The organism is Rhodococcus sp. HNM0563 (genome assembly GCF_012726195.1).
Taxonomy (GTDB): domain Bacteria; phylum Actinomycetota; class Actinomycetes; order Mycobacteriales; family Mycobacteriaceae; genus Rhodococcus.
This window is the reverse complement of sequence record NZ_JAASAF010000004.1, coordinates 249,777-275,301: the sequence shown is the minus strand read 5'-3', so window position 1 is coordinate 275,301 and position 25,525 is coordinate 249,777. Positions and strand designations below refer to the sequence as shown.

Below are 25,525 nucleotides of genomic sequence, written 5' to 3'. Positions count from 1 at the left end.
TCGGGAGCCGATTCAGGCGATCGCGCCGCGGCTGCGCAGCAGCTCGATGATCTGCCGGCTCGCGTCTTCGGGTGAGGTCGCGGTCGTATCGATCCTCAGGTCGGGATTCTCCGGCGGCTCGTACGGGGAATCGACGCCGGTGAAGTTGGTCAGATCGCCGCGTCGCGCCTTCTTGTAGAGGCCCTTGGGATCCCGCTGCTCGGCGACGTCGATCGGGGTGTCGACGAACACCTCGCAGAATTGGTCCGCGCCGATCACATCGCGTGCCGCATCGCGGTCGGCGCGGAACGGAGAGATGAACGACGCCAGGACGATCAGGCCGGCATCGGCCATCAGCCGGGCGACCTCGGTGACACGTCTGATGTTCTCCACCCGGTCGGCCTCGGTGAATCCGAGGTCGCGGCCGAGTCCATGCCGGATGTTGTCGCCGTCGAGGAGATAGGTGTGGCAGCCCAACGCATACAACTTGCGCTCGAGATCGTTGGCGATCGTCGACTTGCCCGATCCGGACAGGCCGGTGAACCACAGCACGTGTGAACCGTGACCGTTGAGCGCCCTGCGTGCATCACCGTCTACGTCCACGGCCTGCCAATGGATGTTGTCGGACCGTCGCAGCGAATGCGCGATCATGCCGGCACCGACCGTGGTGTTGGTGAGCCGGTCGATCAGGATGAATCCGCCGGTATCGCGGTTCGCAGCATAGGCGTCGAACGGCACCGGCCGATCGAAGCTGATGTTGCACACACCGATCTCATTGAGCGCAAGTGTGTTCGTCGCGGTCTTCTCGAGGGTATTGACGTTGACCTTGTGCTTGGGTTTGGTGATGCGGGCCTGCACGGTCATCGTCCCGATCTGACACACATAGGGACGCTCGGGCAGCATTTCGTGTTCGCCCATCCACACCACGTGCGCCTCGAACTGGTCGGCCACACCGGGCAGCGCCTCCGCTCCGGCAAGCACATCTCCACGGCTGACGTCGATCTCGTCGGCGAGGGTGATGGTGACCGACTGACCGGCGACGGCCTCGTCGAGGTCTCCGTCCATGGTGACGATCCGCGCGACAGCGGATTCCTTGCCGCTGGGGAGAACTCGCAACCGGTCGCCCGGTCGAACAGTTCCGCCGACGATCTGGCCGGAGAAGCCACGGAAGTCCAGGTTGGGACGGTTGACCCACTGCACCGGCATACGGAACGGGCCATTGCGCAGGTCGTCGTCGATCTCGACGTGCTCGAGATGCTCGATCAGCGTCGGCCCCTGATACCAGGGTGTGTTGGAGCTGCGTTCGGTGAGGTTGTCACCGACGTACGCCGACATGGGAATCGCGACGACGCCTCCGAGCCCGATCTCGTTCGCGAAACTCGTGTATTCGGCGACGATGTCGTCGAAGACCTCCTGTGAGTAGTCGACCAGGTCGAGTTTGTTGACGGCGATCACCACGTGGCGGATGCCGAGGAGTGAGACGAGGTACGAGTGCCGACGGGTCTGGGTGAGCACCCCCTTGCGGGCGTCGATGAGGATGACTGCGAGGTCGGCGGTGGAAGCCCCGGTCACCATGTTGCGGGTGTATTGCTCGTGGCCCGGGGTGTCCGCGACGACGAACTTGCGCTGTTCGGTCGAGAAGTAGCGGTATGCGACGTCGATGGTGATGCCCTGTTCGCGTTCGGCGGCCAAGCCGTCGACGAGTAACGCGAAGTCGAGGCCCTCGCCCTGGGTGCCGACCTTGCGTGAGTCCGCTTCGAGTGCGGAAAGCTGATCCTCGAAGACCAGTTTCGACTCGTAGAGCAGGCGGCCGATCAGGGTGGACTTGCCGTCGTCGACGCTACCGCACGTGATGAAGCGGAGCATGGACTTGTTCGCGTGCCGCGCGAGGTACTGCTCGATGTCGTCGGTGATCAGCTCCGAAGGCTGAGTCATCAGAAGTACCCTTCCTGCTTCTTCTTCTCCATCGAGGCGCTGGAGTCGTGGTCGATCACGCGACCCTGGCGCTCGGAGGTAGTGGTCAGCAACATTTCCTGGATGATGTCGGTCAACGTCTCGGCCGTGGATTCGACGGCGCCGGTGAGCGGGTAGCAACCGAGGGTGCGGAAGCGCACGCTCTTCAGCTCAGGAACCTCCCCGGGCAGCAGGGGCATCCGGTCGTCGTCGACCATGATCAGGGTGCCGTCGCGCTCGACGACTGGTCGCTTCGCCGCGAAATAGAGCGGAACGATCGGAATGTTCTCCTGCCTGATGTATTCCCACACATCGAGTTCGGTCCAGTTCGACAGGGGGAACACCCGCAGGGTTTCACCGGGCGATTTGCGGACGTTGTACATGCGCCACAGTTCGGGCCGCTGCTGTTTCGGATCCCAGCGGTGCTCGGCGGAGCGGATCGAGAAGACGCGCTCCTTGGCGCGGGACTTCTCTTCGTCGCGGCGGGCTCCACCGAATGCGGCGTCGAACTTGTGGAGGTCGAGGGCTTGCTTGAGACCTTCGGTCTTCCACATGTCGGTGTGGGTCGCCGATCCGTGCGTGAACGGGTTGATGCCCTTCTCGACACATTCCGGGTTCTGGTAGACGACCAGGTCGAGATCACCTGCGGCAGCGGTCTCGTCACGCAGCTTGTACATCTCTCGAAACTTCCACGTGGTGTCGACGTGGAGCAGTGGGAAGGGCAGACGTGACGGGTAGAACGCCTTGCGCGCCAGGTGCAGCATCACCGCGCTGTCCTTGCCGACCGAGTACAACATCACCGGGTTCTCGCTCTCGGCGACTGCTTCCCGCATGATATGGATGCTCTCGGCCTCGAGACGCTCCAGGTGTGTCAGGTTCTCACCGACGGTGGGACTGCTCATCGTCCGAGCACCTCCAATGCTTGGCCGGCCAACTCGGGGCGGCAGATCAACATGTCGGGCATCCAAGGGTCCTTCTGGTTGTAGCGGGGTTCGGAGCCGTCGATCCGTGAGACGTGCAGGCCTGCGGCGCGAGCAACCGCTACGGGTGCCGCCGAATCCCACTCGAACTGGCCTCCGGTATGGGCATAGATATCGACCTCGCCGCGCACGACGGCCATGGCTTTCGCGCCGGCCGATCCCATCTCCACGAGTTCGCCGCCGAGCGCGCGGGCGAGGGCGAGGACGGGTTCCGGTTTGCGGGTGCGGGACACGGCCACGCGAGGAGTTCGCGGTAACGGCGAGAGGGTCGCGGGAGTATCACCCGTCGAGTAGGTGACCCCGAGGGCGGGCATCGCGACCGCTCCGACCGTCAGCAGTCCGTTCTCGACAAGGGCGACGTGCACGGCCCAGTCGGTGCGGCCGTGCTCACCGAACTCGCGGGTACCGTCGAGCGGGTCGACGATCCAGACGCGATCCGCTCGGAGCCGCGCATGATCATCGGCACCCTCTTCCGAGAGCACCGAGTCGTCGGGAAACCTCTCCGCCAGTGCGAGGGTGAGGTAGTCGTGACTCCGCAGATCTCCCATCCGCCGGAGCTGATCCAGGTCCGCGTCCGCAACCTCGGTATCGCGCCGGAGGCCGAGGAGTAATTCCCCTGCTGCAGTGGCTAATTCAGAGGCAGCGAGCGCATCGCCGGCGCTCCGGGAGGGATGAATCGATTGTGTCGCCGAGACGGCGCCGTGGTCCATGAATGAGACTCTAACCACAGAACGAACATTGTTCAATCCTATTTCGAACAATGTTCGATCTCGTTCGGCAGCGCCACGCCGATGCGGGCATCGGCAATTACGACACCCCGGCTACGGTGGGACGATGGGCGAATCGAGCAAAAGATCGATTTACGGAGACGCGGAGGCCCGGCGTCGCCGCACACTCGATGCGGCCGCAGCCCTGCTCGACGAGGGCGGGTACGCAGCGCTGACGATCCGCTCGGTCGCGAAACGCTCCGGAACCAGCGTCGGACTGATCTACCAGTACTTCACCGACAAACAGGACATCTTCACCTCACTGCTCAACGAGAGCCAGATCGAGTCCCGTTCGTTCGTAGCAACTATTCCCCGAGACCGGGGAGTCGCCGCCCTGCTGGCGGCGGTCCTCCCCGAGTCGACGCGTCAGTGGGGCCGAGTCGGCCGCTTCACCGCCACCTGGCGTGACATCGAAGGCGACAACCGCACCGAACGTGAATCGGTCCGAGAGGTGCGGCGGACGGCGCGAGAGTACAACTCCGAACTCCATGCCGCACTCACGGAGGCCGCCGAATCCGAAGGTCGCGTCCTCCGGAACGACCCGTCGATGCTCCCCTTCGTTCTGTCCACCCTCCAGGGCGTGGCCGACACCATCGTCCACAACTGGGCAGCCGAACTCGACCACACAGAACTCACCCGATTTGCTGCCGAGTCACTGACCAGGGCGATCACCGTGGGCGACAGCTCGCAGACACAGAACTGACATCTGCTCGGCCGAACGTCCCACTCACCGGTATCCGGCCGATGTGACCACGCGCACACCCATACCGTGCTTGCTCGAAGCCTCACGGAATTCAGGAGCTCGCATGAGTACATCGGTGATACCCGATCGGCCCCGGTCGACACGCGCACAACGGCGATACGAGCGCACCAGGCCGGTCTGGTTGATCGTGTCCGTGCTGATCGCGGTAGAGATCATCAGCGCGTTCGAGACCTCGATGATGTACGCCGCGCTCCCGACCTTCACGCAGGTCTTCGACACCAACGCAGCATCGGTCGGATGGACGGTGACGGCGTTCCTACTGGTCGCCGCAGCCTCGGCCGCCGTGTGCGGCCGCCTCGGCGACATGTACGGCCGCGAACGCGTCCTCATCGTCGTTCTGATCTGTGCGGCGGTAGGTTCCATCATCAGCATGGCCTTCGGTTCCCTGTGGGCGATCATCATCGGACGCGCGATCCAGGGGGTCGCGGGTGCGATCCTGCCGTTGTGTATCGGACTCGCCCGTGAACACCTCCCGGCGAAGAAGGTGCCGATGGCGGTCGCGTTGATCGCCGGATCCGCAGTTGCTGCAGGTGCTGCCTCGCTCCTGGTGGCAGGCGTGCTCATCGATCTCGGCGACTGGCGGTACATGTTCGTCGTCACCGCCGTCTACGCCATCGGGTGTGTCGTGCTCGTCGAAGCCGTGCTGCCGTGGCGTCATCGCGACACCGAACGTCAGCAGGTCGACTTCGTCGGCGCGGCCGGTCTCGCGATCTCGGTGACCGCCATCCTGCTGGCCCTCACCCAGGGCAAGTCCTGGGGCTGGGGCGATACCCGAGTGCTCGGTCTCCTCGTGGTCGGAATCGCGATCTTCACCTGGTGGGTGCGCTGGGAACTCGGCCGCACGTCCCCGATCATCAACCTTCGCCTGCTCGCCGAACGCAACGTCTCGTTCACCATGCTCGCCACGATCGCGCTGGGTGTCGGCCCGATCGGCGTGACGACGATGCTGATCCCGATCATCATGCAGACTCCGACCACGGCGCCGTTCGGGCTCGGCCTCTCGGCCACCCACGCCGGGATGCTCTCGTTCATCGGCGCGATGATCGGAATGCTCTTCACCCCACTCGCAGGCAAGATCGCTGCGGCAGTCGGCGCGCGGGCGTCGTTGCTGCTCGGCACAGCTTTGTTCATGATCGCGTGTGCCGCGTTCTTCGTCTTCCGCGGTTCCGTTGTCGGCATGACCGCGCTGGTCGTCACCGTGTCGATCGCGACGGCCTTCGCCTATACAGCTCTGCCGAATCTGCTGGTCGAGTTCGTCCCCGAACACAACACCAGCGAAATCACCGGAAGCCAGTCGGTTGTGCGCACCGCCGCGATGGCAGTCGGTACGTCGATCACGACAGTCCTGCTCGCCACCCTGGTGGTCCCCGGGACGTCGACCCCGACGGTGGCCGCGCTCGGCGCCGTCTGCGCGATGCTCGTGGTCTTGTGTGCCATCACGATCGCGCTCACGCTCGGAATCAAGTACACCAAGAACTGACGAGCACACAGGGTCGGCCGACGGTCTCGAACCGTCGGCCGATCCTTCACCCCCGCGTGGCGGCTAGGGCACGAACACGACCCTGCCCACGGTCGTTCCCTCACCCAACCGCGCAATTCCGTCTGCGACCTCCGACAGCGACAACCGCTCACTGACGAGTGGTGCGATCGCCCCGGACGCCGCGAGAGCTGCGAGTTCGGTGTGGCATTCCTCGATCACCGCGCGGTTGTGCTCCTTGTAGAGACCCCAGTGCAGTCCGATGATCGAATAGTTCTTGATCAGTGCGTGATTGAGACCCGGAGTGGGGATGGTCCCGCCCGCGAAACCAATGATCACGATCCGCCCCTCGAACGCGATGCACTTCGTCGATCCGGCGTAGGCGTCGCCGCCCACGGGATCGAACACGACGTCGGCGCCCTTATCGCCGGTGAATTCCTTGACCAGCGGCACGAAATCGTCCGTATGGCGGTCGATCACGAGATCAGCGCCGAGCCGCCTGCAGTACTCGGCCTTCTCGGGTCCACCCACCACACCGATGACGCGCGCACCGGCTGCCTTTCCGAGCTGTACCGCGGCGCTGCCGACACCTCCCGCAGCAGCGTGCACGAGAAGCGTTTCACCTTCTCGCAGTTGCGTCCGGCGATGCAACGCGAACCATGCGGTCTGATACCCGATGAACAGCGCGGATGCCTCCGCATCGTCCAGCGACGCGGGCGCAGCGAATGCGTTCACCTCGTCCATCAGGGTGTGCTCGGCGAACGCACCGAGAGGCAGATTCGGATTCCCGATCACCCGGTCGCCCACAGAGAATTCGGTGACACCCTCTCCGACGGAAACCACCTCGCCGCACAGCTCGACGCCCGGGGAGAACGGCAGCGGCGGCTTCACCTGGTACTTACCCCGGCACAACAGCACATCGGGGAAGTTCGCGGGCGCCGCCAGCGTACGGACGAGCAACTGCCCGGGTCCCGCCACCGGATCGTCGACCTCCTCGAACCGGAGCACATCTCGAGGCTCACCGAGCTCGTGTACACGCCAAGCTTTCACGCAATCACATCCTTCAGTTCAGTGGTTGTCGGGTCCTCAGATGCCGGCATCGGCGGCCACCGCCCGGGCGGCGCCGACGAGTGCATCGATGCGCTCGACGGTGGGTGTGCTAGCGGCCGCCTTGTTGCGCGGGTCGTCGCGGGCGCGTCTCATCACACCTTCGGCGATGATGGCCACTTTCCACAGGCCGAGCGCATGCCAGAATTTCAGTGCGGCAGGGTCCCGGCCGGTCTCGGCGAGATACATCTCCACGAGTTCAGCGCGGTTCGGGAAGCCGTCCAGCTGGGTTGCCGGGAAATCCCCCGCGGTGCGCTCACCCGGCTCGCTCCAATATGCGAGCGTGCTTCCCATGTCCGCCAGAGGTTCTCCGAGGGTGGACAACTCCCAGTCGAGGACAGCTCGCACGTCACCGTTCTCCGGTGCGGTGATGAGGTTCCGCAGGTGGAAGTCGCCGTGCACGAGTGTCACTTCCCGCTGCTCCGGGATGTTGGCCAGCAACCGTCGGGTGAGGTCGTCGAGGTCGGGTATCTCTCGTGTCTTCGAGCGTTCCCATTGGCCCGACCAGCGGGTGAGCTGCCGCTGAGCGTAGGGCTTGTGGCTCGCGAGATCCGACAGCCCCACTTCGGCGAGGTCGACGGCGTGGATCGCCGCGAGTGTGCGTGGCAGGCGGATCCCGATCGCGCGGCGCTGCTCGGGTGTGAGTTCCTCGGCCACCGCCATCCGGTCGACGACGAGCCCGTCGACGAACTCCATCAGGACGAGTGGCGCCTCGGTGACCGACGGATCGTCGGTCACCGCAAGCACGCGTGGCACCGGAACAGCCGAGTGCTCGAGGGCCGTGAGGATCCGGGCTTCCCGCGCAACATCGTGTGCGGAGGCGAGCAGCGTGCCCAGAGGCGGCCGTCGGAGCACCCATCGTCGGTCGGATGTGTCGCTGATCAGGTAGGTGAGGTTGGATTGCCCCAGCCCGATCCGCTCGAATGTCAGCGGTCCCGCAAACTCCGGCACGATGCCTGCGACCCACGCCGTGACTGCTTCGGTCGCGATACCGACCACCGCGGTGTCAGACATCGTGTGCACTTCCCTGCCGGAACGACTGCGCGTTGCCGAGCAACCGGCCACCGTCGATCACCATCACCTCACCGGTGATCCACTGCGCTGCATCGGAGACGAGATAATGCACAGCCGAGGCGACGTCGATAGGTTCACCGATGCGCCCGAGCGGGGTGGAGGCCGCGACCCGGGGCTCGTGGTCCTTCCACAGTGCTTCGGCCAGCTTGGTTCTCACGACACCGGGTGCCACGGCATTGACGCGGACCATCGGCGACAACTCGAGCGCGAGCTGTTTGGTGAGGTGGATCAGCGCGGCCTTCGACGCGTTGTACACCCCGATGTTCGCTTCGAACTTCATGCCACCGATCGACGCGGTGTTGACGATGCTGCCGCCGTGATCACCCATCCACGCTTTCACCACCAACGACGACCACAACACCGGGCCCCACACGTTCACGTCGAAGGTCTTCGCGAACCGCGCGTGGTCCTGGTCGACCAGCGGACCGTACGACGGGTTGGTGCCGGCGTTGTTGACGAGAATGTCTATGCGGCCGAACTTCTCGAGGGTGATGTCGATGCATCGCCGCGCAGCATTGTCGTCGACGGCATGCGCTCCCACACCGAGCGCAGCCGGGCCGATGTCGGCCGCGGCGGCATCCGCCGATTCCTGGCTGCGTGAGGTCACGACGACGTTCGCTCCCGCCTGTGCGAGACCGCGGGCAGTCTCCAGTCCGATACCGCGGGAGCCGCCGGTGACGATCGCGGCCCTACCTGTGAGATCGAACCCGGTCACGACGTAGGCCGTAGGTCTCGGTACTTGCGCAGTTCCTGCTTCGCGATCGCGCGCTTGTGCACCTCGTCGGGACCGTCGGCCAAACGCAGTGTGCGCAGATGCGCGTACGCCATGGCGAGCGGGAAGTCGTCGGTGACACCGCCACCACCGTGGACCTGGATCGCCCGGTCGACGATCTTCAGTGCGATGTTCGGTCCGGCGACCTTGATCGCCGCGATCTCGGTGCGCGCTTCCTTGTTGCCGACGGTATCCATCAGGTACGCGGTCTTGAGGGTCAGGAGGCGGATCATCTCGATCTCGATGCGCGCCTCAGCGATCCAGTCCCGGATGTTGGCGTTGTCGGCGACGGGCTTGCCGAACGTGACGCGTGATTGTGCACGGCGGCACAGCAGTTCGAGTGCGCGTTCGGACACGCCGATCGCCCGCATGCAGTGGTGGATCCGGCCGGGGCCGAGACGCGCCTGGCTGATGGCGAAACCTTCGCCTTCACCTTTGAGAACGTCCTTCGACGGCACGCGCACGTCCTCGAACAGGATCTCGGCGTGGCCTTCGCGGTCGTGGTAGCCGAAGACCGGTAGGTTGCGCACCACTGTGACGCCGGGGGCGTCGATGGGGACGACCATCATCGACTGCTGCCGGTGGGGCGCCGCAGTGGGGTCGGTCTTGCCCATCACGATGAGCACCTTGCAGTTCTTGTGCATCGCGTTGGACGCGAACCATTTACGCCCGTTGAGGACATAGCCGTCGCCGTCGCGGACCATCGACATCTCGATGTTGGTGGCGTCCGAACTCGCGACATCGGGCTCGGTCATCGCGAAGGCCGAGCGAATAGTGCCGTCCAGCAACGGCTTCAGATACTTCTCGTGGTGTTCTTCGGTTCCGAAGAGTGTGAACACCTCCATGTTCCCGGTGTCCGGGGCGGCGCAGTTGCAGGCCTCCGACGCCAACGGACTCCGGCCCATGATCTCCGCGAGGGGCGCATACTCGAGATTGGTGAGCCCCGGACCCCACTCCGGATGCGGATGGAAGAGGTTCCACAGCCCGCGCGACCGCGCCTCCGCCTTGAGTTCCTCCATGATGGGTGGGTGGAAGTGCGGATCGCCGGCTTCCGCCATCTGACGGTGGTAGACCGCCTCGGCCGGGTAGACGTGCGAATCCATGAATTCCAGCAGGTCCGCGCGGTATTTCTCGGCGCGCGGCGACAGGTCGAACAGAGACACGACAAGCTCCTCGAAGAGTTGATCAGGACTCGGACATCAGAGACCGTTGGTAGCGCCGCATTCCGCGCAGCCACCGGTCGTAATCGGCACCCTTGTTCCGGTACATCTGGAGTACCTCCGGGTGCGGAAGGATCAGGAACCGCTCTTCACGGATGCCGTCGAGCACGATCTCGGCGACATCTGCGGGTTCGAGCACCGCCGCGGAAGACGTCACGGCGCGAGTTCCGAGGTCGCCGAGTGAGTCACCGGAGTTGCTGCCGGAGTACAGCAGCGGCGTGTTGACACCCATCGGACAGATACAGCTGACGCGGACACCCCGGTCGCCGTAGGTCACCGACAGCCATTCTGCGAATCCGACGGCCGCGTGCTTGGTGACGGAATATCCTGCCGCGCCGATCTGGGTGAGTAGACCTGCCGCGGACGCGGTGCTCACGAAGTAGCCTTCGCCACGCTCGACCCAGCCCGGGACGAGAAGTTTCGCCGCACGGATGTGTGCCCGGAGATTGACGTCGAAGACGTTCTCCCACTGGTCGTCGTCGAGGTCGAGTCCGTGCATGCCGGTGATTCCGGCGTTCGCGAAATACAGATCGACCGGCCCGAAGCGGGTTTCGGCGGCCTCGATGACCCTGGCGATCGCGGCGGCGTCGGATACGTCCGCTCCGGCGGCGACAGCGCTGTCGGGGTGTTCTGCCAGGATCCGCGCGACCGTCTCCTCGGCTGCGGCGGCATCGAGGTCGACAACCACGACGCGCGCTCCTGCCTGCGCGAGCCGGGCTGCGAGGGCGTCACCGATCCCGCTCCCCCCGCCGGTCACGATGGCAACTTTCCCAGCAACGTCCACTTCGTTCTCCCCGCAGCCGAACAACTCGTCCACCGCACTATAAGTTGAACACGGCGTCAACTTCAACCGTTCGCGGCGCACCGTCCGAGGACGAGGCAACGGGACAACAGTTCCTATTCGACGCGACCGTACGCGCGCAATACGTCTGCCATCAGAAGATCCAGCGCTTCGCCTGCGGGCATCTCACTTCGAGCGCGCTTGTAGTTCAGGGAGAGTGTGAGGTCGTCGAATCGGGCAATGTATCGGCCCATCTCCGGCGTGAGAGTCCAGATCTCGACCTCGGTGCCCGCAACGGTCGTGCGCTCCCACCCATCGTCGGGCTCGGACCTACCGGAGACCCACAGCGTCGCGTCAGGAGTGACGTAGGAGTTCACCCCGGACCACTCGCACCCGGGTTCGGCGAGCAACTCGTGCGGCGTCGCATCGCCCGCGCCCACCGCATCGAGCGTCTCGGGAGAAATTGCGGAGCACGGGTCGACATCCTGCGCCGATACCGGGACAGCGACCTCAGGCACCGTGGTGCCGTTACGGGTCACGGATACTTCTTGCTGGCTACATGCACCACAGGCCGCAGCAGCGAGGAGCGCAAGCGCGGCGATGCGTGTCGTCGTCATGCCCCGCATGCTACGACGGATCACGCCGAAACCGGAGCGATCAGTCGTCGTGGGGGATCTGCAGCGCGTTGACCCACAGCCGAGTCGCGGTGTACACGAGCTCGTCCATGTTCGCGGACTCGTCTTCGTTGATGACGAAGTGGGAGAGTGCAAGTCGGCTGATCATCCCGGAGAGGGCCCTCGACGCCAGGAGCGGGTCGACCTCGCGATCGGCGAGGCCGCGGCTCTGCAGATGCGCGATGCTGCGCGCATTGCGCCGAATGAAGGCGTCGCCGCGCTTCTGACGCAGCTCACGAAAAACCGGGTCGATGTGCGACACCTGCTCGAGCAGACCCATCAGCTTCGCGTTGCGTCGATACGCTTCGAGATAAGCCCGGTTGCTCGCCTCCACGACCGCCGCAGGGTCGTCCTCGTCGGCCACGCGGGGCATGCCCGGATGCAGCATGTCCTCCTGCGCCAGTTCGAGCACCGCCGCGAAGATCTCCTCCTTGCTCGAGAAGTAGGTGTAGAACGTGCCCGCAGAACACTTCGCCTGCGTGGTTATGTCGACGAGCCTGGTGTCGAGGTAACCCGCACTCTCGAAGACCGTCCGGGCAGCGGCGATCAACGACGACCGCGTCCGCAGCCCCCGCTCGGTGACCGGAAGGTCGCGCAACAACGACGACGGTGCCATCGACGGAGGAGAATCGTCGAAGGTGTCGTCGATGTCGGAGCTCGGCATTCTGTATTTATACGTGATCGGCGGGTGGACGCTGTCCACCCCGGACGACGAAGGCCTCGAGGAGCTGCGACCGTGAACGAATCACTACCCATCCCCCGCGCACGTCGCGAGGTCGCGCCCGGGGCGGTGCACGTGCCCGACTGGCTGGACCGCGCGACACAACGTCGACTGGTCGAGGCGTGTCGCGACTGGGCACGGAGCCCCGCACCGATGCGGCACACCGCCCTCCCCGGAGGCGGGGTGATGACGGTGCAGACCGCCTGCCTGGGATGGCATTGGTCTCCGTACCGTTACACGCGCCGGGCGGTGGATGTCGACGACGCACCTGTCGCACCTCTCCCCAGCCGGCTCGCCGACCTCGGTCGCCGAGCGGTCGCGGACGCGTACTCCCGCCCGGCCGACGACTACGAGCCGGACACCGCGCTGATCAACTTCTACGACGCCGATGCCCGAATGGGGATGCACCAGGACAAGGACGAACGCGTCGCCGAACCGATCGTGTCGCTCAGTCTCGGCGATGCATGCGTCTTCCGATTCGGGAATTGCGAGACGCGAGGCAGGCCCTACACCGACATCCGGCTCGAGTCCGGGGATCTGTTCGTGTTCGGCGGCCCGTCACGATTCGCGTATCACGGTGTGCCCTCGGTGTTCCCGAACACCGGGCCCTCCGGCATCTCGATGACGGGCGGACGATTGAACATCACGCTTCGCGTGACCGGACTCGACCGCGACCGGGGGTGACCATGATCACCTGAAAGTTCACATTTTGGACATGCGGAACATTCGAAACGTCGATACCATCGTTTTCAATTATCGCCTGTCGGGGGCTGACGAGGAGAATCGCGCATGTCCTGGACCGCCCGCAGGCGTCCCCGCACCGTCGGCCTGTTCGCCGCGGGTCTGCTCACCGCAGGTCTGATGGCTACGGGCCCGGTCGGCTCCGCGTCCGCCGAACCGGTCCGCGACTGTCCTGAACGCTATGTCCTCGCCGTTGACGGCACCCGAGGCCTCGACACGCCCGACTCGATCGACCCGGACTCCCCTCTGGCGAAGATCTCTGCTCGCTACCAGGAGCCCGGCACCGTTGTCGAACACATCCGTTACCCCGCGGTGGTCGTACCGATGCCAGGTTCCGGTTCGAGCGACGACGGAGACGGCATCGACGACGACGGCGCCATCGCCTATGACCGATCCAAGCAGATCGGGCATCAGCGACTCCGCGAAACCATCACTGCGCGGCACAGCACCTGCCCCGACGCCGATCTGTTGATTCTCGGCTATTCGCAGGGCGCCTCGATCGCCGGCGATGTTCTCGCCGAGATCGCGGAGGACGGATCCGTCCCGCCCGCCCGGATCAGCGGCATCCTGTACTCGGATCCGCGAGACTCCCGGGGCGTCGAGACCTTGTTCCCGGGCCCCGTTGTTCCCGGAGTGACACTCGGCGGCGGCCGTAGCGAATTCGGTGAGATCCCCGTCCAGCGAATCTGCATCGAGGGCGACGCGGTCTGCGACGGCCGAACCCCCGGCGACGGCGACGACTGGCTCGAGGCGAACGTCGCCGGCTATCTCGAACTGCACACGAAATACCCCGACTACCAGCCCTGACGGGGAATCACACACCAGGCCCCGAACATCGATTGCGAAGACCGACCACTCGCTTCAGAACACTGCTGCGCGTCCGGACTCGAGTCGAAGCACGCGATCTGCGGCGGCGATCGATTCGTCATCGTGGGTCACGCACGCCACTGCCGCTCCACAACGGGTCGCATACTCGGCGAGGATCTCGCGTGTGCGTCGGCGACTGGCCGAATCCAGCCCGGCAGCGGGTTCGTCGAGAAGCAGGATCGGTGCCTCTTGCACGATCCCTTGGGCAAGTAGGGCCCGCTGTCGTTGCCCGCCGGACAGTGCGGCGAGTGGTTGTTTCTCGAATCCCGTGAGGTCCACCTTCTCGATCGCCTCGGCAACCACGCTGCGGGCACTCCGGCGGTCCAGTTGTCGCGCCCAGGTTCCCATGGTGACGACATCGAAGACGGTCACCGGGAGGGTGTCGGGGACGGATGGCCGTTGGACGACCAGCGCCACCGCGCCGCCTCGTGAGATCTCTCCGCAGCGGGGAGTGCGGACTCCCGCCAGCAACTCGACGAGCGTCGATTTACCTGAGCCGTTGGGTCCCGCGATTGCCGTCACGGTTCCACGGGGGAGCGTCACGGAGACACCGTGCAGCACATCCCGTCCGTCGTAGGCGTAGCTCACGGATCGCGCGGTCAACACCGAGATCGAAGTCTTCATTCATGCGACTATAGCAATTGGAAATCGTTGTCATTACCAATTAAGGTCATGACCCGTGTCCTGGCTCAGCGATCCCTTCACCACCGACTTCATGGTCCGCGCCCTTCTCGGAGGCGCCCTCGTCGCCGCGATCTGCGGTGTCGTAGGCACCTGGGTAGTCATCCGCGGCATGGCTTTTCTCGGTGAAGCGATCGGTCACGGAATGTTGCCCGGGGTTGCCTTGGCAACAGTTCTCGGTCTGCCCGTACTGGCGGGCGGAGCGATCAGCGCCGGAGTCATGAGCGCAGCGATCGGCGCCCTGCAACGGCGAGGCCGCCTGTCCTACGACACGACCATCGGCCTGTTGTTCGTCGCGATGCTCTCGAGTGGCATCATCATCGTCTCTCATTCGCGTAGCTTCGCCACCGATGCGACGACCATTCTGTTCGGCGACATTCTCGCGATCCGGACTGCGGAGATCATCACCCTCACAGGCGCACTCATAATCGCGCTCGGTATCGCGACCAAGTTCCACCGATCCTTCGTGGCAGCCGCGTTCGACCCGCGTATCGCCCACACCCTCGGCCTCCGCCCGCAGCTCGCACAGGTGATGCTGGTTGCACTCGTCACCCTCGCCGTGGTCGCGTCCTACCAGGCGGTCGGAACGCTCCTCGTTGTGGCCCTGCTGCTCGGCCCGGTCGTCGCGGCCCACCAGTGGACCAGGCGCATCCCTTCGACGATGCTCCTCGCCACGGCGTTCGGATTCGCGGCCGTCACCTCCGGCCTGCTCGCCTCATGGCATTCCGGAACTGCGGCCGGCGCATCGATCGCATTCTGCGCCATCTGCCTGGCCCTGGCATCCGCGATCACCCGCAATACACACAACCGTTTCCGCAATCGCCACGACCGTGACGTGCACCCGACCGAGGAGTTCGGACATACCGGAGACGAGCCGCCGGTCCCGATCCGCGCCGAAAGCCGTTGACCTGAACAATTCTCGATCAGAAAGCAGACAATGTTACGACGCGGGATTCTGACCGCACTTGCCGCGACCGCAACTATCGCACTGTCGTCCTGCGCAGTTCGATCCGCCGATTCGCCCCCTCCGATAGAGGCCGATCGATCCACCGGTGACGGCCACGGCGCGATTGCAGGAGCGGAGGAGGTTGCCGAGCCGCCACTGCACCTGGTGAGCATCGACGCCGCGGGCGCAGTCGGCATGCTCGATCTTCTCGACGACACCACCACGGAGCTGGGCACCATCTCCGCACCGTCCGCGGTCGCATCCGACGGACGATACCTGTTTGCGACGACGCCACAAGGAGTCGACATCGTCGACAGCGGTGTGTGGACCTGGGACCACGAAGACCACTTCCACTACTACCGATCGGCACCGAAGTTGCTCGGGAACGTCACCGGTGAAGGCACAGCGACAGTTTCGACATCGAACACCTCGACCACCGGTGGTACCGGACTCTTCTTCCCTCTCACCGGCGACGCGGTGCTGTTGGACAATGAGGCTCTCTCGCAAGGGGAGATACGCGAACTGTTCCGGATCGACGCCGGGCCACATCCAGGACTCGCCGTCCCCCTGGGGGGCGGGGCCCTGGTCACCCACGCAGGAGATCGAGGACAGGCGCCGGAAGTGCGTTTCCATCACGCCGACGGAACCCTCGCAGACGGGTCGAGCGTCGAATGCCTCGACCCGCAGGGCACCATCACCACCCGGATCGGCGTCGTGATCGGGTGCGCCACCGGCGCTCTGCTCGCGACCGCGGAAGACGGCGACGTGACCTTCGAGCACCTCCCCTACCCGGAAGGGACCCACACGCCCGCGGTGGAATTCGACAATCGCAAAGGGCGCCCGAGCGTCGCCGCACTGGCCGGCGACGAGGGCATCTGGCTACTGGACACCCGCGCCCGCACCTGGCAGCTGATCCCGACCATCGAGCCACTCCTACAGGTGTCGGCCGCAGATGACGCGGACGAGCATGTCGTCGCCCTCGATCGAAGTGGCCGCATCAGGGTGTACGACGGCAGTTCGGGCGATGAAGTCGCGGTTACCGAGCCACTGTTGACTCGGACCGTCGCAGATCCCGCACTGCTCGACAGCGTCGAACTGACCGTCGACCGGCAGCGTGCCTATCTCAATGCGCCGGCGGAAGGCGTCGTCTACGAGATCGCCTATGCCGACAATGCACGGCTGGCCCGCACCCTCGAAACACCGACCACACCAACCTTCTTCGCGGAGACGGGGCGATGATGCGCCGAACCATTCTGGTCGGTGCGGCGTTGGCAGGGATGCTCGCTCTCGCAGGCTGCGGAAGCACGAGCGAGGACGAGGACCGGCCGACGGTGGTCGTGACCACCAACATACTCGGGGACGTCGTCGAGAACGTGGTGGGTGATGCCGCTGAGGTCACCACGCTCATGAAACCCGATGCCGACCCACACTCCTTCGAGATCTCAGCGCAGGAAGCAAGCCTTCTGAGTCGAGCCGATCTGGTGGTTTCGAATGGGCTCGGTCTCGAAGAAGGGCTGCAGCAGCACCTCGATCGCGCTGCCGATGCGGGCGTCGACACGTTCGTCGCAGGCAACACCATCGACGTTCTCGCGTACTCCGAGGAGAACGAAGGTACACCCGATCCTCACTTCTGGACCGATCCCACACGCATGCGCGACGTTGTGGACGCACTGGCAGACGCGCTGGTGTCGATCGACGGTATCGACAAGAGGGCGATCGACGAGAACGCCGCACGTTACCGCGTGGAACTCGCAGAACTCGAGAAGGAGATGACCGCGGCGTTCGATTCCGTCCCTGCGGACCGGCGCAGCCTGGTGACCAATCATCACGTTTTCGGTTACCTTGCTGAACGATTCGACTTCCGTATCGTGGGCGCGATCATCCCCGGAGGTACGACACTTGCGTCACCCAGCGCAAGTGACCTGCGCGAACTTTCCTCCGCCATCGCCGAATCCGGCGTTCCGGCGATCTTCGCCGAATCGTCACAACCCGACCGCCTGGTCCAGGTCCTTGCCGACGAAGCCGGTGTCGACGTGGACGTGATCGAACTGTTCACCGAGTCGCTCACAGCACCCGGACAAGGCGCCGAAAGCTACCTGGAGATGATGCGCGCCAACACCGAGCGCATCACCGCCGGGCTCTCTCCCTGATCACCGCATACCGAAAGGAAGAACGATGAGACTACGACATGTGCCCGGAAAAGGAGCAGTTGCGGCCGTAATCGGCGCCGCATTGCTGGCCACCGCGTGTAGCGGATCGGATGAGCAGACGGTCACCGACCCGACCACGGTGTCGCCCTCCGCCGATGCCTCGGCCGAAGGAGGCATCGCGGTCGCGATCGAGAACGGGCTCGTAGTACTCGATGGGGACTCCCTCGAAGTTCGCGGCGAGTTCGAATCCGAAGAGTTCACCCGGCTCAACGCGGTCGGCGACGGCCGCCATCTTCTCGTGACGACCACCGGTGGCTTCCAGGTACTCGACACCGCCACGCCGGAACTGACCGATCTCGTCTTCGAGGCCGAGACTCCGGCGCACGTCGTCCGCCACCATGGCAAGACCGTCCTCTACGACGACGGCACCGGCAACACCGTCGTGTTCGACACCGATGCGCTGCTGACGAACAATGACGAATTACCGTCGACCCGGATGGTTCCCGGCGATGAAGCCCACCACGGGGTGTCGGTCGTCCTCGAGGACGGCACGCTACTCACGACCATCGGCAACGCCGATGGCCGCACCGGGGCGCGGGCACTCGACACGGATTCGAACGAGGTGGCGCGAAACGAAGAGTGCCCGGGCGTCCACGGGGAAGGAACAGCAGCCGATGAGGCTGTGGTCTTCGGTTGCGAGGACGGGGCGCTGCTCTACCACGACGGTGCGTTCGAGAAATTCACCGCTCCAGACGAATACGGGCGGATGGGCAACGCCTACGTGTCGGAAACGAGCCCGCTCATCGTCGGCGACTACAAGAATGACCCCGACGCCGAGGGCTACCTGTTGAACATGGTGGCCTTGATCGACACCGACGCGCACACGTACGAAGCGATCGAGCTGCCCGACGGTATCGAATACACCTGGCGCGGCATCGCTCGCGGACCGAACGACCAGGCCTACGTTCTCGCAACCGACGGGTCCATCCATGTCATGGACCCCGCCACCGGTGAGATGAGCGGCCGGTATCCCGTGATCGCACCGTGGGAAGGGCCGGACGAGTGGCAGAACCCGCACCCGGCCATCGTGGTCGACGGCGATATCGGATATGTCACCGAACCTGCGAGCAACACGATTCACGCCGTCGACCTCACCACCGGTGTGATCGTGAAATCCACCGAGCTCCCGGATCAGCCGAACGAGCTCGCTGTCGCGTAGCGTGATCGACCCGGCTGTGGTGTGCGCGAGCGTGCATCACAGCCGGGTGTGTCGTCGTTGCCGGGACGTGATGTCAGTGCCGGATGAACCAAATCGCCCACGATCCATTGACGCACGACCGATTCGGTACGGTGATCTCATGAGCGTCGATATCCCCGCTTCGCATATCTCACCCGACGACGACCCCCTCGCCCTCGAGCGTCAGGTGTGTTTCGCCCTGTCGGTGGCGAACCGTGCGGTGCTTGCGGTGTATCGGCCGATTCTCGAGCCGCTCGGACTGACGCACCCGCAGTACCTCGTCATGCTGGCGTTGTGGGAGCAGGCACCGCTCGCTGTCAAGGACATCGGCGCGCTCCTGCAACTCGACTCCCCCACACTGTCGCCGCTGCTCAAGCGACTCGAGTCGCTCGATCTGATCACCCGCACCCGTAGCTCGGTCGACGAGCGGCGCCTGGTCGTCGCCCTGACCGAGGCCGGCCGCGATCTGCGGATCGCCGCCGAATCCGTCCCGAATCAGGTCGTGGACGCGCTCGGCGTGGAGATATCCGAACTCGAGGAACTGCACCGAGTCCTCGCCCGCGTCAACACCGCCGCCCAGAAGCAGCAGGGTCAGCGCTAGGCGAGGTCAGGGCTGCCAGGTCAGGGTTGCGAGAGCAGCGCGACCGAGGCCTCGCCCGTGTACACGAGGAACGTCAGGGTCTCCTGGAAGTACAACTGCACTCTGTCGGCATCATGCGACAGATACCCGATCGACAGATCCTGCCCGACCTGCAGGTCGTAGTCGCCGCCACGGGTCGTCACCACGAATGCCCCGTCGATCGCCGGCGCCCAGATGAGGTCGCCGTCGATCAGGCGACGGATCTGCTCACGGATCGGGTAGCCGTGGTCGGACGTCTCGCTGACCTTCGTGAACGCATCCGCACTCAGCAACACCGAGTACGGGCCACCGACACCGGCCAGGCGCAGCTCCGACAGTGCGAGGCTGATGGTCTCCGGGATGTCGCGCGGATCGTCGGGCAGATGCAACGGCGCATTCGTCGACGCGGCACGAATGCCTTCGATTCCCGCAGCAGCGTAGCCCTCGAAAATCGCGCGGTCCTCCGCGAACGCGATCTTCTTGGCAGCCTCCTTCACCGCGTCGAGGTCGACATCGTGAGCGCCACGCTCGACGTTGTCGAGCTCTTCGCGCGAGAGCGTGAACGGCACCCGCAGTTCGACGATGGGCGCCACCCGGTGCTGTCGTGCACGGACGCCGTCGGCGGGAGCGTCGATCTCGCGGGTGCGGCCGAGACCGACCGCCGCGAAATCGGTGCCGTGCGGGCCGGAGAAGTCGACGACAGTACGACCCGCCACATGCCGCTTGAACGTGCGGGACGCTTCCTCCTCGATCTCGGCCCACGCGGCGTCCGTGATGGGGGCAAGTTCTCGATAGAGATTGTTCACAGCGTTGAACTCCTTCTGAGAGGGCCGATTCCGAGGGATCCGTCTCCGGCGGTCGGTGTGTTCGGTTCGGGTACGACCGCTCTTTCCGACGGTGCCGGAGGTAGGTCGTCGAGGAACTCCCCGGCCGGGCAGAAGAAGAGCGTGCCGGTGACGGCCGTGGAGAAATCCAGTATCCGGTCGTGGTTTCCGGGCGGATCGCCGAGGAACATGTTGCGCAGCATTCGTTCGGTCACATCGGGAGTGCCGGAATATCCGATGAAGTACGTGCCGAATTCGTCGGCTCCGAAGTTCCCGAAGGGCATGTTCGCCCGGAGGATCTGGCGTTCGTCGCCGTTGTCGTCGACGATCGTATTGAGCGCGACGTGTGAGTTCGCCGGTTTGACGTCGTCGTCGAGTTCCATGTCGTCGAGCTTGGTGCGTCCGATCACGCGTTCTTGCTCTTCGACCGGCAACGCATTCCAGGCCGCGAGATCGTGCAGATACTTCTGCACGATGACATAGCTGCCGCCGGCGAAACCGGGGTCGTCCGCGACCAGTGCGGCACCGACCGCCTCGTCGTCCTCGGGGTTTTCGGTGCCGTCGACGAACCCCAGGAGGTCGCGGCGGTCGAAGTAACGAAACCCGTGGGTTTCGTCGACCACGGTGGCAACCCCGCGGAGCCGATCGTTGATCTTCCCCGCGAGCTCGAAACACAGGTCCATCGTCGATGCCCGGAGATGGAACAGGAGGTCTCCCGGCGTCGCCGGAGCGTGGTGTGTCTCGCCGTTCAACGGGACGAACTCGTGCAGTTCGGCGGGACGGGAACCGGAGAACAACCGGTCCCACAACTTCGACCCGATTCCGGTAACAACAGAGAGCCCGCCCTCGGGGATCCGGAAACCGACGGATCGACGCAGACCTGCAAGATCGCCGAGCAGATCCCGGACGACCGGCTCACCTCCCTCGTCCACCGTGACGACAAGGAAGATCGCCGCCTCGGTCAGGGGCGTGATGATCGGCTGCGGTACTGGCACAAGATCACCGTAGTGGAAGTCCGGACCGAACGGTGCAACGACGCTAGCTCACCATCGCGGACAGCACCGAGGTGGTCTGCAACCAGACCACCACCGAATACACGACCAGCGCAGCGAGGCTCACGGGAAGCAGCCGGCGCAGGAGCACCCCGTCCCTGCCTGCCAGGCCCTCCACCGACGAGACCAGCGCAAGGTTCTGCAGCGCGATCGGGGTTCCGGCCGTTCCACCGGTCATGTTTCCCGCCACGAGAACGGTCGGGTCCAGTCCGGCCTGCTGCGCCGCCGACACCTGCAGGCTTCCGAACATCGCATTGGACGCGGTGTTGGAACCCGTCACGACGACACCGAGCCACCCGAGAACCGGCGACAGCAGTGCGAATGCCGCCCCCGCACCGGCGAGGAACTGACCGATCGTCGCTGTCTGTCCCGACAGGTTCATCACGTATGCCAACGCGACGACGGAGGTCACCGTCGCGAACGACCACCGCAACTGCACCACAGCGGCAACGAAACAGCGCAGGGCGTCCCCGGCCTCGACACGCAGCAACGCGATCGACAACAACGCCGCGACGAACACGATCGTGCCCGGTGCGGTCAGCAGGTTCAGCGTGAACATCTCGGCGGCGGGCACTCCACCCGCCGCAGTCTGCACGTCGAGACCCGGCCACGTGAACGAGAATGTCGCGCGCGACAGCACCGATGCGACCGGCTCGATGCGGCTGATCAGGAACACGACGACGATCAGGGCGTACGGCGCGAAGGCTTCGATCACGCGGCGCGTGCTGTCGGGTTCGTGCTGCGGCGCGGCCGACGCCTGCCCGGTGGGCGACCAGAATCGCAACACGACAAGCAACGCCACCAGCCCTGCGGCAGCCCCCGCGATGTTGCTCAGTCCGACCACGAAGTAGGTCGCGCACAGGAACTGTGCGGACGCGAATGCGACACCGACCGCAATCGCCGCCGGCCACGTCTGCCGGACCCCGGCGGCGCCCCCGACGACTGCGACGAGCACCAGGGGAACGATCGCTGCCATCAAGCAGACCTGGGTCGCCACGACGGGACCGATCTCCTCGATCGGAATCTCCGACACCTTCGACATGGTGAGGATCGGGGTGCCCATGACGCCGAGAGGTGTCCCCACAGCGTTCGCGATCAATGCTGCAGCCGCCGCCCGGACCGGTTCGAGCCCCGCTCCGATGAGCACGACGGTGGCGACGACGATCGGCGTTCCGAAACCGGCGACGGCTTCGAGGAGCGCCCCGAACAGGAACGCGATCACGATCGTCAGGATGCGATGGTCCGGGGAGATTCGCGCGAATGCCCGGGTCAGCACGTCGAAATGACCGGTCTCGACAGTCAGCCGGTAGACGAACACAGCGCTGACGACGGTCCACATGATCGGGAACACGCCGAACGCGGCGCCCTCGAGGCCGGAACTGACCGCGGAGATCAGCGGCATCCCGTAGACGATCGCAGCGACCGCAACGGCCACGACGACCGCGACCGCCGCAGCGAGATAGGACTTGACGCGGAACACCGCCAGCATCACGAGCATCGTCAGCAGCGGAAGAACCGCGACCAGGGCCGACCACGCGATCGACTCGCCGATCGGCGCGATCGGTTGCACGTACGTCACGGGGTCACTCTCCGGGCACGGCCAGGGCGGACCTGATCGCATCGGCGGTGCCGTCGAGCACTGTCCGGTTCGGTGACTGTGACCGGGCGCGGATCCCGAAACCGTCGCCTCCGGTGCGCGGCACGACGTGCAAGTGCACGTGGAACACCTCCTGGCCCGCGGCTACGCCGTCGGCCAGGAAGAGGTTCACGCCGTCGATCGGGAGGGAACTCGCCCGGAGGGCTGTGGCGATGCGCTGCCCCGCGGCGAACACCGCCGCCCCGTCGGCCGGATCGAGTTGCTTCAGACCGGATGCGTGACGCTTCGGTACCACCAGCAGGTGACCCGGTGTGAAGGGCCGGATGTCCATGAACGCGAGTACGTCGGGTTCGTCGAGGACCACGCTCGCGGGTGCGGCTCCGGCCACGATCGCGCAGAAGATGCAGTCGTTCACGTAGGTAAGGATCTCACTCGGTGGTTACGAACCCACGGCCGGCTGTCGGGCTGCGCTGAGCACCCTCAGCAATTCCGCTTCCACCACAGCGCGGTCGCGCTGCGGCTCGTCACTGTGCGCGAGGTAGAGCATTGCTTCCTCGACGGCAGCGACGATCAGGTGAGCAAGCACCGATTCGCGAATCGACTTCTCCGGGTCCTCCGGGTGGAGCGATTCCAGCATCCGTTCGATGCTGCGCAACGACGAATTGCGGTGGGTCTCTCGTACCTCGGCCCACCCGAGGACAGCCGGCGCCTCGATCAGCAGCAGACGGCGGGTCGCCTGGTCGTAGACCGCGTCGAGAGACGCGAGCACGGCTGCGGTGAACGCCTCCCACCGATCGTCGTACGGCTCGTTCGGCACGAGGGTTTCCTCGGCCTCCTTCTGAAGGCGCTCGATCACACCCCGGAACAGCTCACGCTTGTTCGCGAAGTGGTGATAGAGCGCCCCTCTGGTCACGCCCGCGACGGCCACGATCTCCTCGGTCGCCGCTTCGGCGTAACCGTCCCTGAGGAACACCTCCAGCGCGGCATCGAGGAGCGCCGTGCGTGTGCGCACTGCGTCTCTGATCCGACCGTTGGTTCCCACCTTCTCCGACACTGTCGTCTCCCCTGTTGTGTGCAGCTACCCCCATCGAACTCTCCCCTGGTAGCCGTCTCCTGTGTCTACAGGATCGGAGCCGGCGAATACGTCGCCGCCTCCGGGTACTGCGTTACCAAATCCTCCACGGCACCGACCACCCGCGCGGTCTGCGCCTCGGCTGCGCCGACGAACACCGACCGGTCGGCGAGCGCCTCATCGAGTCCCGCGCGGTCGAGCGGAAGCCGCTCGTCGGCTGCGAGTCGATCGAGCAGATCGGGTTCGCGGCCCTGCTCACGCATTGCCAGCGCCACGGCAACAGCGTGCTCCTTGATGGCCTCGTGCGCGGTCTCTCGACCCACACCTGCACGCACCGCAGCCATGAGTACCTTGGTGGTCGCAAGGAACGGCAGGTACCGGACGAGTTCCTTCTCGATGACCGCCGGGTATGCACCGAACTCGGCGAGCACCGTCAGGAAGGTCTCCATCTGCCCGTCGATCGCGAAGAACGCATCCGGCAGCGCAACTCGGCGCACAACCGAGCAGAACACGTCACCTTCGTTCCACTGGGCACCGGCCAGCTCTGCCGCCATCGAGGCGTAACCACGCAAGACGACCTGCAGCCCGTTGACTCGTTCGCACGACCGGGTGTTCATCTTGTGCGGCATGGCCGAGGAGCCGACCTGCCCGGGCTGGAATCCCTCGGTGACCAGTTCGTGTCCGGCCATGAGACGGACGGTGTGCGCAAAGGACGACGGCCCCGCACCGACCTGCACGAGCGCGGAGAGCACATCGTGGTCGAGCGAACGCGGGTACACCTGGCCGACGCTCGTCAGCACATGTGAGAAGCCGAGATGCTCCGCGACCTTCGCTTCGAGCTGTTCGAGCTTGCCTGCGTCGCCACCGAGCAGATCGAGCATGTCCTGGGCCGTTCCCATCGGCCCCTTGATACCGCGCAGCGGGTACCGATCGATCAGTTCACGTACGCGCTGCAGCGCGATGAGGAGTTCATCGGCCGCCGACGCGAACCGCTTGCCCAGAGTCGTGGCCTGCGCCGCGACGTTGTGCGAGCGTCCGGCCATCACGAGCGTCGAGTACTCGGCGGCGCGCTCTGCGAGACGGGCGGCGACCGCGACACCGTGTGCGTGCACGTGCTCGAGCGACCGCAGGATCTGCAGCTGCTCGACGTTCTCCGTCAGGTCGCGGCTGGTCATTCCCTTGTGCACGTGCTCGTGGCCGGCGAGGGCGTTGAACTCCTCGATGCGGGCCTTCACGTCGTGGCGAGTGACCCGTTCGCGCGCGGCGATGGAGTCGAGGTCCACCTGATCGAGAACACGCTCGTAATCGGCGACCGCCTCCGCAGGAACATCGATCCCGAGCTCGGCCTGGGCACGCAGCACTGCGAGCCACAGCTGACGCTCGAGCACGATCTTCTGCTCGGGCGACCACAACTGCCGCATTTCGGGGCTGGCGTACCGGGTGGCGAGGACGTTCGGGATGTTGCTCACGG

General features: G+C 65.2%; 26 protein-coding genes. 9 read left to right on the top strand and 17 right to left on the bottom strand.

From position 1 onward, the window contains the following. Positions 1 to 12: 12 nt before the first annotated feature. Genes cysN through HCA61_RS11120 form a run of 3 tightly spaced genes read right to left on the bottom strand, consistent with a single transcriptional unit; the run spans position 13 to position 3,622 of the window. The gene (gene cysN / locus HCA61_RS11130) at positions 13 to 1,914 is read right to left on the bottom strand and encodes a sulfate adenylyltransferase subunit CysN (RefSeq protein ID WP_169688244.1); all 1,902 of its coding nucleotides are present in this window, start codon (positions 1,912 to 1,914) and stop codon (positions 13 to 15) included. Beyond that, positions 1,914 to 2,834, bottom strand: a complete 921-nt coding sequence (gene cysD, locus HCA61_RS11125; protein WP_169688243.1) for a sulfate adenylyltransferase subunit CysD — start codon at positions 2,832 to 2,834, stop codon at positions 1,914 to 1,916. The genes cysN and cysD overlap by 1 nt, the downstream gene beginning before the upstream one ends. Continuing rightward, positions 2,831 to 3,622 (bottom strand): 3'(2'),5'-bisphosphate nucleotidase CysQ, encoded by a 792-nt coding sequence (locus HCA61_RS11120; protein WP_169688242.1) that lies wholly within the window; start codon positions 3,620 to 3,622, stop codon positions 2,831 to 2,833. Before HCA61_RS11120 ends, cysD begins: the two co-directional genes overlap by 4 nt. Positions 3,623 to 3,746: 124 nt before the next feature. Between HCA61_RS11120 and HCA61_RS11115 the strand changes: the two genes are divergently transcribed. Together HCA61_RS11115 and HCA61_RS11110 are read left to right on the top strand one after the other, a co-directional pair. Next, a complete protein-coding gene (locus HCA61_RS11115) occupies positions 3,747 to 4,382 on the top strand; it encodes a TetR/AcrR family transcriptional regulator (protein ID WP_169688241.1) in 636 nt (211 codons plus the stop codon). Positions 4,383 to 4,485: 103 nt separating this feature from the next. Then, a complete protein-coding gene (locus HCA61_RS11110; RefSeq protein ID WP_206039906.1) occupies positions 4,486 to 5,922 on the top strand; it encodes an MFS transporter in 1,437 nt (478 codons plus the stop codon). Positions 5,923 to 5,985: 63 nt separating this feature from the next. Here HCA61_RS11110 and HCA61_RS11105 read toward each other — a convergent pair whose 3' ends face one another. From HCA61_RS11105 to HCA61_RS11075, 7 genes are all read right to left on the bottom strand, one after another. Further along, positions 5,986 to 6,969: an NADPH:quinone oxidoreductase family protein gene (locus HCA61_RS11105; protein WP_169688240.1), complete on the bottom strand. Its 984-nt coding sequence runs from the start codon at positions 6,967 to 6,969 to the stop codon at positions 5,986 to 5,988. Between the two features lie 36 nt (positions 6,970 to 7,005). Then, entirely contained in the window at positions 7,006 to 8,040 is a 1,035-nt protein-coding gene (locus HCA61_RS11100; RefSeq protein WP_169688239.1) for a phosphotransferase family protein, read from the bottom strand. Next, a complete protein-coding gene (locus tag HCA61_RS11095; protein WP_169688238.1) occupies positions 8,033 to 8,815 on the bottom strand; it encodes an SDR family oxidoreductase in 783 nt (260 codons plus the stop codon). Before HCA61_RS11095 ends, HCA61_RS11100 begins: the two co-directional genes overlap by 8 nt. After that, the gene (locus HCA61_RS11090) at positions 8,812 to 10,035 is read right to left on the bottom strand and encodes an acyl-CoA dehydrogenase family protein (RefSeq protein ID WP_169688237.1); all 1,224 of its coding nucleotides are present in this window, start codon (positions 10,033 to 10,035) and stop codon (positions 8,812 to 8,814) included. Before HCA61_RS11090 ends, HCA61_RS11095 begins: the two co-directional genes overlap by 4 nt. Positions 10,036 to 10,057: 22 nt before the next feature. Next, on the bottom strand, positions 10,058 to 10,876 hold the full coding sequence (locus HCA61_RS11085; protein ID WP_169688456.1) for an SDR family oxidoreductase: 819 nt from the start codon (positions 10,874 to 10,876) through the stop codon (positions 10,058 to 10,060). Between the two features lie 113 nt (positions 10,877 to 10,989). Beyond that, positions 10,990 to 11,490, bottom strand: coding sequence for a hypothetical protein (locus tag HCA61_RS11080; RefSeq protein WP_169688236.1), 501 nt, complete (start codon positions 11,488 to 11,490; stop codon positions 10,990 to 10,992). A 40-nt stretch (positions 11,491 to 11,530) separates the two neighbouring features. Then, positions 11,531 to 12,211 (bottom strand): TetR/AcrR family transcriptional regulator, encoded by a 681-nt coding sequence (locus HCA61_RS11075; RefSeq protein WP_169688235.1) that lies wholly within the window; start codon positions 12,209 to 12,211, stop codon positions 11,531 to 11,533. A gap of 72 nt (positions 12,212 to 12,283) precedes the next feature. Between HCA61_RS11075 and HCA61_RS11070 the strand changes: the two genes are divergently transcribed. Further along, the gene (locus HCA61_RS11070) at positions 12,284 to 12,952 is read left to right on the top strand and encodes an alpha-ketoglutarate-dependent dioxygenase AlkB (RefSeq protein ID WP_169688234.1); all 669 of its coding nucleotides are present in this window, start codon (positions 12,284 to 12,286) and stop codon (positions 12,950 to 12,952) included. Between the two features lie 105 nt (positions 12,953 to 13,057). Continuing rightward, positions 13,058 to 13,816, top strand: coding sequence for a PE-PPE domain-containing protein (locus HCA61_RS11065; protein WP_169688233.1), 759 nt, complete (start codon positions 13,058 to 13,060; stop codon positions 13,814 to 13,816). Positions 13,817 to 13,870: 54 nt separating this feature from the next. Here HCA61_RS11065 and aztA read toward each other — a convergent pair whose 3' ends face one another. Continuing rightward, positions 13,871 to 14,500 carry a zinc ABC transporter ATP-binding protein AztA gene (gene aztA / locus HCA61_RS11060; RefSeq protein ID WP_169688232.1) on the bottom strand — a complete coding sequence of 210 codons (630 nt, stop codon included), beginning with the start codon at positions 14,498 to 14,500 and terminating at the stop codon, positions 13,871 to 13,873. Between the two features lie 55 nt (positions 14,501 to 14,555). Between aztA and aztB the strand changes: the two genes are divergently transcribed. From aztB to HCA61_RS11035, 5 genes are all read left to right on the top strand, one after another. Then, complete coding sequence (gene aztB, locus HCA61_RS11055; protein WP_169688231.1) at positions 14,556 to 15,464, top strand: zinc ABC transporter permease AztB; 909 nt, start codon at positions 14,556 to 14,558, stop codon at positions 15,462 to 15,464. Between the two features lie 30 nt (positions 15,465 to 15,494). Next, a complete protein-coding gene (locus HCA61_RS11050; RefSeq protein ID WP_169688230.1) occupies positions 15,495 to 16,742 on the top strand; it encodes an ABC transporter in 1,248 nt (415 codons plus the stop codon). Then, positions 16,739 to 17,653, top strand: a complete 915-nt coding sequence (aztC, locus tag HCA61_RS11045) for a zinc ABC transporter substrate-binding protein AztC (RefSeq protein WP_346777545.1) — start codon at positions 16,739 to 16,741, stop codon at positions 17,651 to 17,653. Before HCA61_RS11050 ends, aztC begins: the two co-directional genes overlap by 4 nt. Before the next feature lie 25 nt (positions 17,654 to 17,678). Continuing rightward, on the top strand, positions 17,679 to 18,872 hold the full coding sequence (gene aztD, locus HCA61_RS11040) for a zinc metallochaperone AztD (RefSeq protein ID WP_169688229.1): 1,194 nt from the start codon (positions 17,679 to 17,681) through the stop codon (positions 18,870 to 18,872). A 139-nt stretch (positions 18,873 to 19,011) separates the two neighbouring features. Continuing rightward, positions 19,012 to 19,491, top strand: coding sequence for a MarR family transcriptional regulator (locus tag HCA61_RS11035; RefSeq protein ID WP_169688228.1), 480 nt, complete (start codon positions 19,012 to 19,014; stop codon positions 19,489 to 19,491). Positions 19,492 to 19,511: 20 nt separating this feature from the next. On the opposite strand, the gene HCA61_RS11030 is transcribed toward HCA61_RS11035, so the two are convergent. The 6 genes from HCA61_RS11030 to purB all read right to left on the bottom strand — a co-directional run bounded on the left by HCA61_RS11030 (position 19,512) and on the right by purB (position 25,523). Then, positions 19,512 to 20,315, bottom strand: a complete 804-nt coding sequence (locus tag HCA61_RS11030; RefSeq protein WP_169688227.1) for a family 1 encapsulin nanocompartment shell protein — start codon at positions 20,313 to 20,315, stop codon at positions 19,512 to 19,514. Further along, complete coding sequence (locus HCA61_RS11025) at positions 20,312 to 21,328, bottom strand: Dyp-type peroxidase (protein ID WP_169688226.1); 1,017 nt, start codon at positions 21,326 to 21,328, stop codon at positions 20,312 to 20,314. Before HCA61_RS11025 ends, HCA61_RS11030 begins: the two co-directional genes overlap by 4 nt. 43 nt (positions 21,329 to 21,371) lie before the next feature. Further along, positions 21,372 to 22,964 carry a lactate permease LctP family transporter gene (locus tag HCA61_RS11020; protein ID WP_169688225.1) on the bottom strand — a complete coding sequence of 531 codons (1,593 nt, stop codon included), beginning with the start codon at positions 22,962 to 22,964 and terminating at the stop codon, positions 21,372 to 21,374. Positions 22,965 to 22,968: 4 nt separating this feature from the next. Beyond that, complete coding sequence (locus HCA61_RS11015) at positions 22,969 to 23,397, bottom strand: HIT family protein (RefSeq protein WP_169688224.1); 429 nt, start codon at positions 23,395 to 23,397, stop codon at positions 22,969 to 22,971. A 24-nt stretch (positions 23,398 to 23,421) separates the two neighbouring features. Then, the gene (locus HCA61_RS11010) at positions 23,422 to 24,036 is read right to left on the bottom strand and encodes a TetR/AcrR family transcriptional regulator (protein ID WP_247272696.1); all 615 of its coding nucleotides are present in this window, start codon (positions 24,034 to 24,036) and stop codon (positions 23,422 to 23,424) included. 65 nt (positions 24,037 to 24,101) lie between these two features. Further along, positions 24,102 to 25,523 carry an adenylosuccinate lyase gene (gene purB / locus HCA61_RS11005; RefSeq protein WP_169688223.1) on the bottom strand — a complete coding sequence of 474 codons (1,422 nt, stop codon included), beginning with the start codon at positions 25,521 to 25,523 and terminating at the stop codon, positions 24,102 to 24,104. Between the last annotated feature and the right edge of the window lie 2 nt (positions 25,524 to 25,525).

What these genes read in the sequence shown, in the direction of transcription:
- cysN (WP_169688244.1), bottom strand. Translation starts at nt 1,914, where the DNA reads ATGACTCAGCCTTCGGAGCTGATCACCGACGACATCGAGCAGTACCTC.
- cysD (WP_169688243.1), bottom strand. Translation starts at nt 2,834, where the DNA reads ATGAGCAGTCCCACCGTCGGTGAGAACCTGACACACCTGGAGCGTCTC.
- HCA61_RS11120 (WP_169688242.1), bottom strand. Translation starts at nt 3,622, where the DNA reads ATGGACCACGGCGCCGTCTCGGCGACACAATCGATTCATCCCTCCCGG.
- HCA61_RS11115 (WP_169688241.1), top strand. Translation starts at nt 3,747, where the DNA reads ATGGGCGAATCGAGCAAAAGATCGATTTACGGAGACGCGGAGGCCCGG.
- HCA61_RS11110 (WP_206039906.1), top strand. Translation starts at nt 4,486, where the DNA reads ATGAGTACATCGGTGATACCCGATCGGCCCCGGTCGACACGCGCACAA.
- HCA61_RS11100 (WP_169688239.1), bottom strand. Translation starts at nt 8,040, where the DNA reads ATGTCTGACACCGCGGTGGTCGGTATCGCGACCGAAGCAGTCACGGCG.
- HCA61_RS11080 (WP_169688236.1), bottom strand. Translation starts at nt 11,490, where the DNA reads ATGACGACGACACGCATCGCCGCGCTTGCGCTCCTCGCTGCTGCGGCC.
- HCA61_RS11075 (WP_169688235.1), bottom strand. Translation starts at nt 12,211, where the DNA reads ATGCCGAGCTCCGACATCGACGACACCTTCGACGATTCTCCTCCGTCG.
- HCA61_RS11065 (WP_169688233.1), top strand. Translation starts at nt 13,058, where the DNA reads ATGTCCTGGACCGCCCGCAGGCGTCCCCGCACCGTCGGCCTGTTCGCC.
- aztA (WP_169688232.1), bottom strand. Translation starts at nt 14,500, where the DNA reads ATGAAGACTTCGATCTCGGTGTTGACCGCGCGATCCGTGAGCTACGCC.
- HCA61_RS11050 (WP_169688230.1), top strand. Translation starts at nt 15,495, where the DNA reads ATGTTACGACGCGGGATTCTGACCGCACTTGCCGCGACCGCAACTATC.
- aztC (WP_346777545.1), top strand. Translation starts at nt 16,739, where the DNA reads ATGATGCGCCGAACCATTCTGGTCGGTGCGGCGTTGGCAGGGATGCTC.
- aztD (WP_169688229.1), top strand. Translation starts at nt 17,679, where the DNA reads ATGAGACTACGACATGTGCCCGGAAAAGGAGCAGTTGCGGCCGTAATC.
- HCA61_RS11035 (WP_169688228.1), top strand. Translation starts at nt 19,012, where the DNA reads ATGAGCGTCGATATCCCCGCTTCGCATATCTCACCCGACGACGACCCC.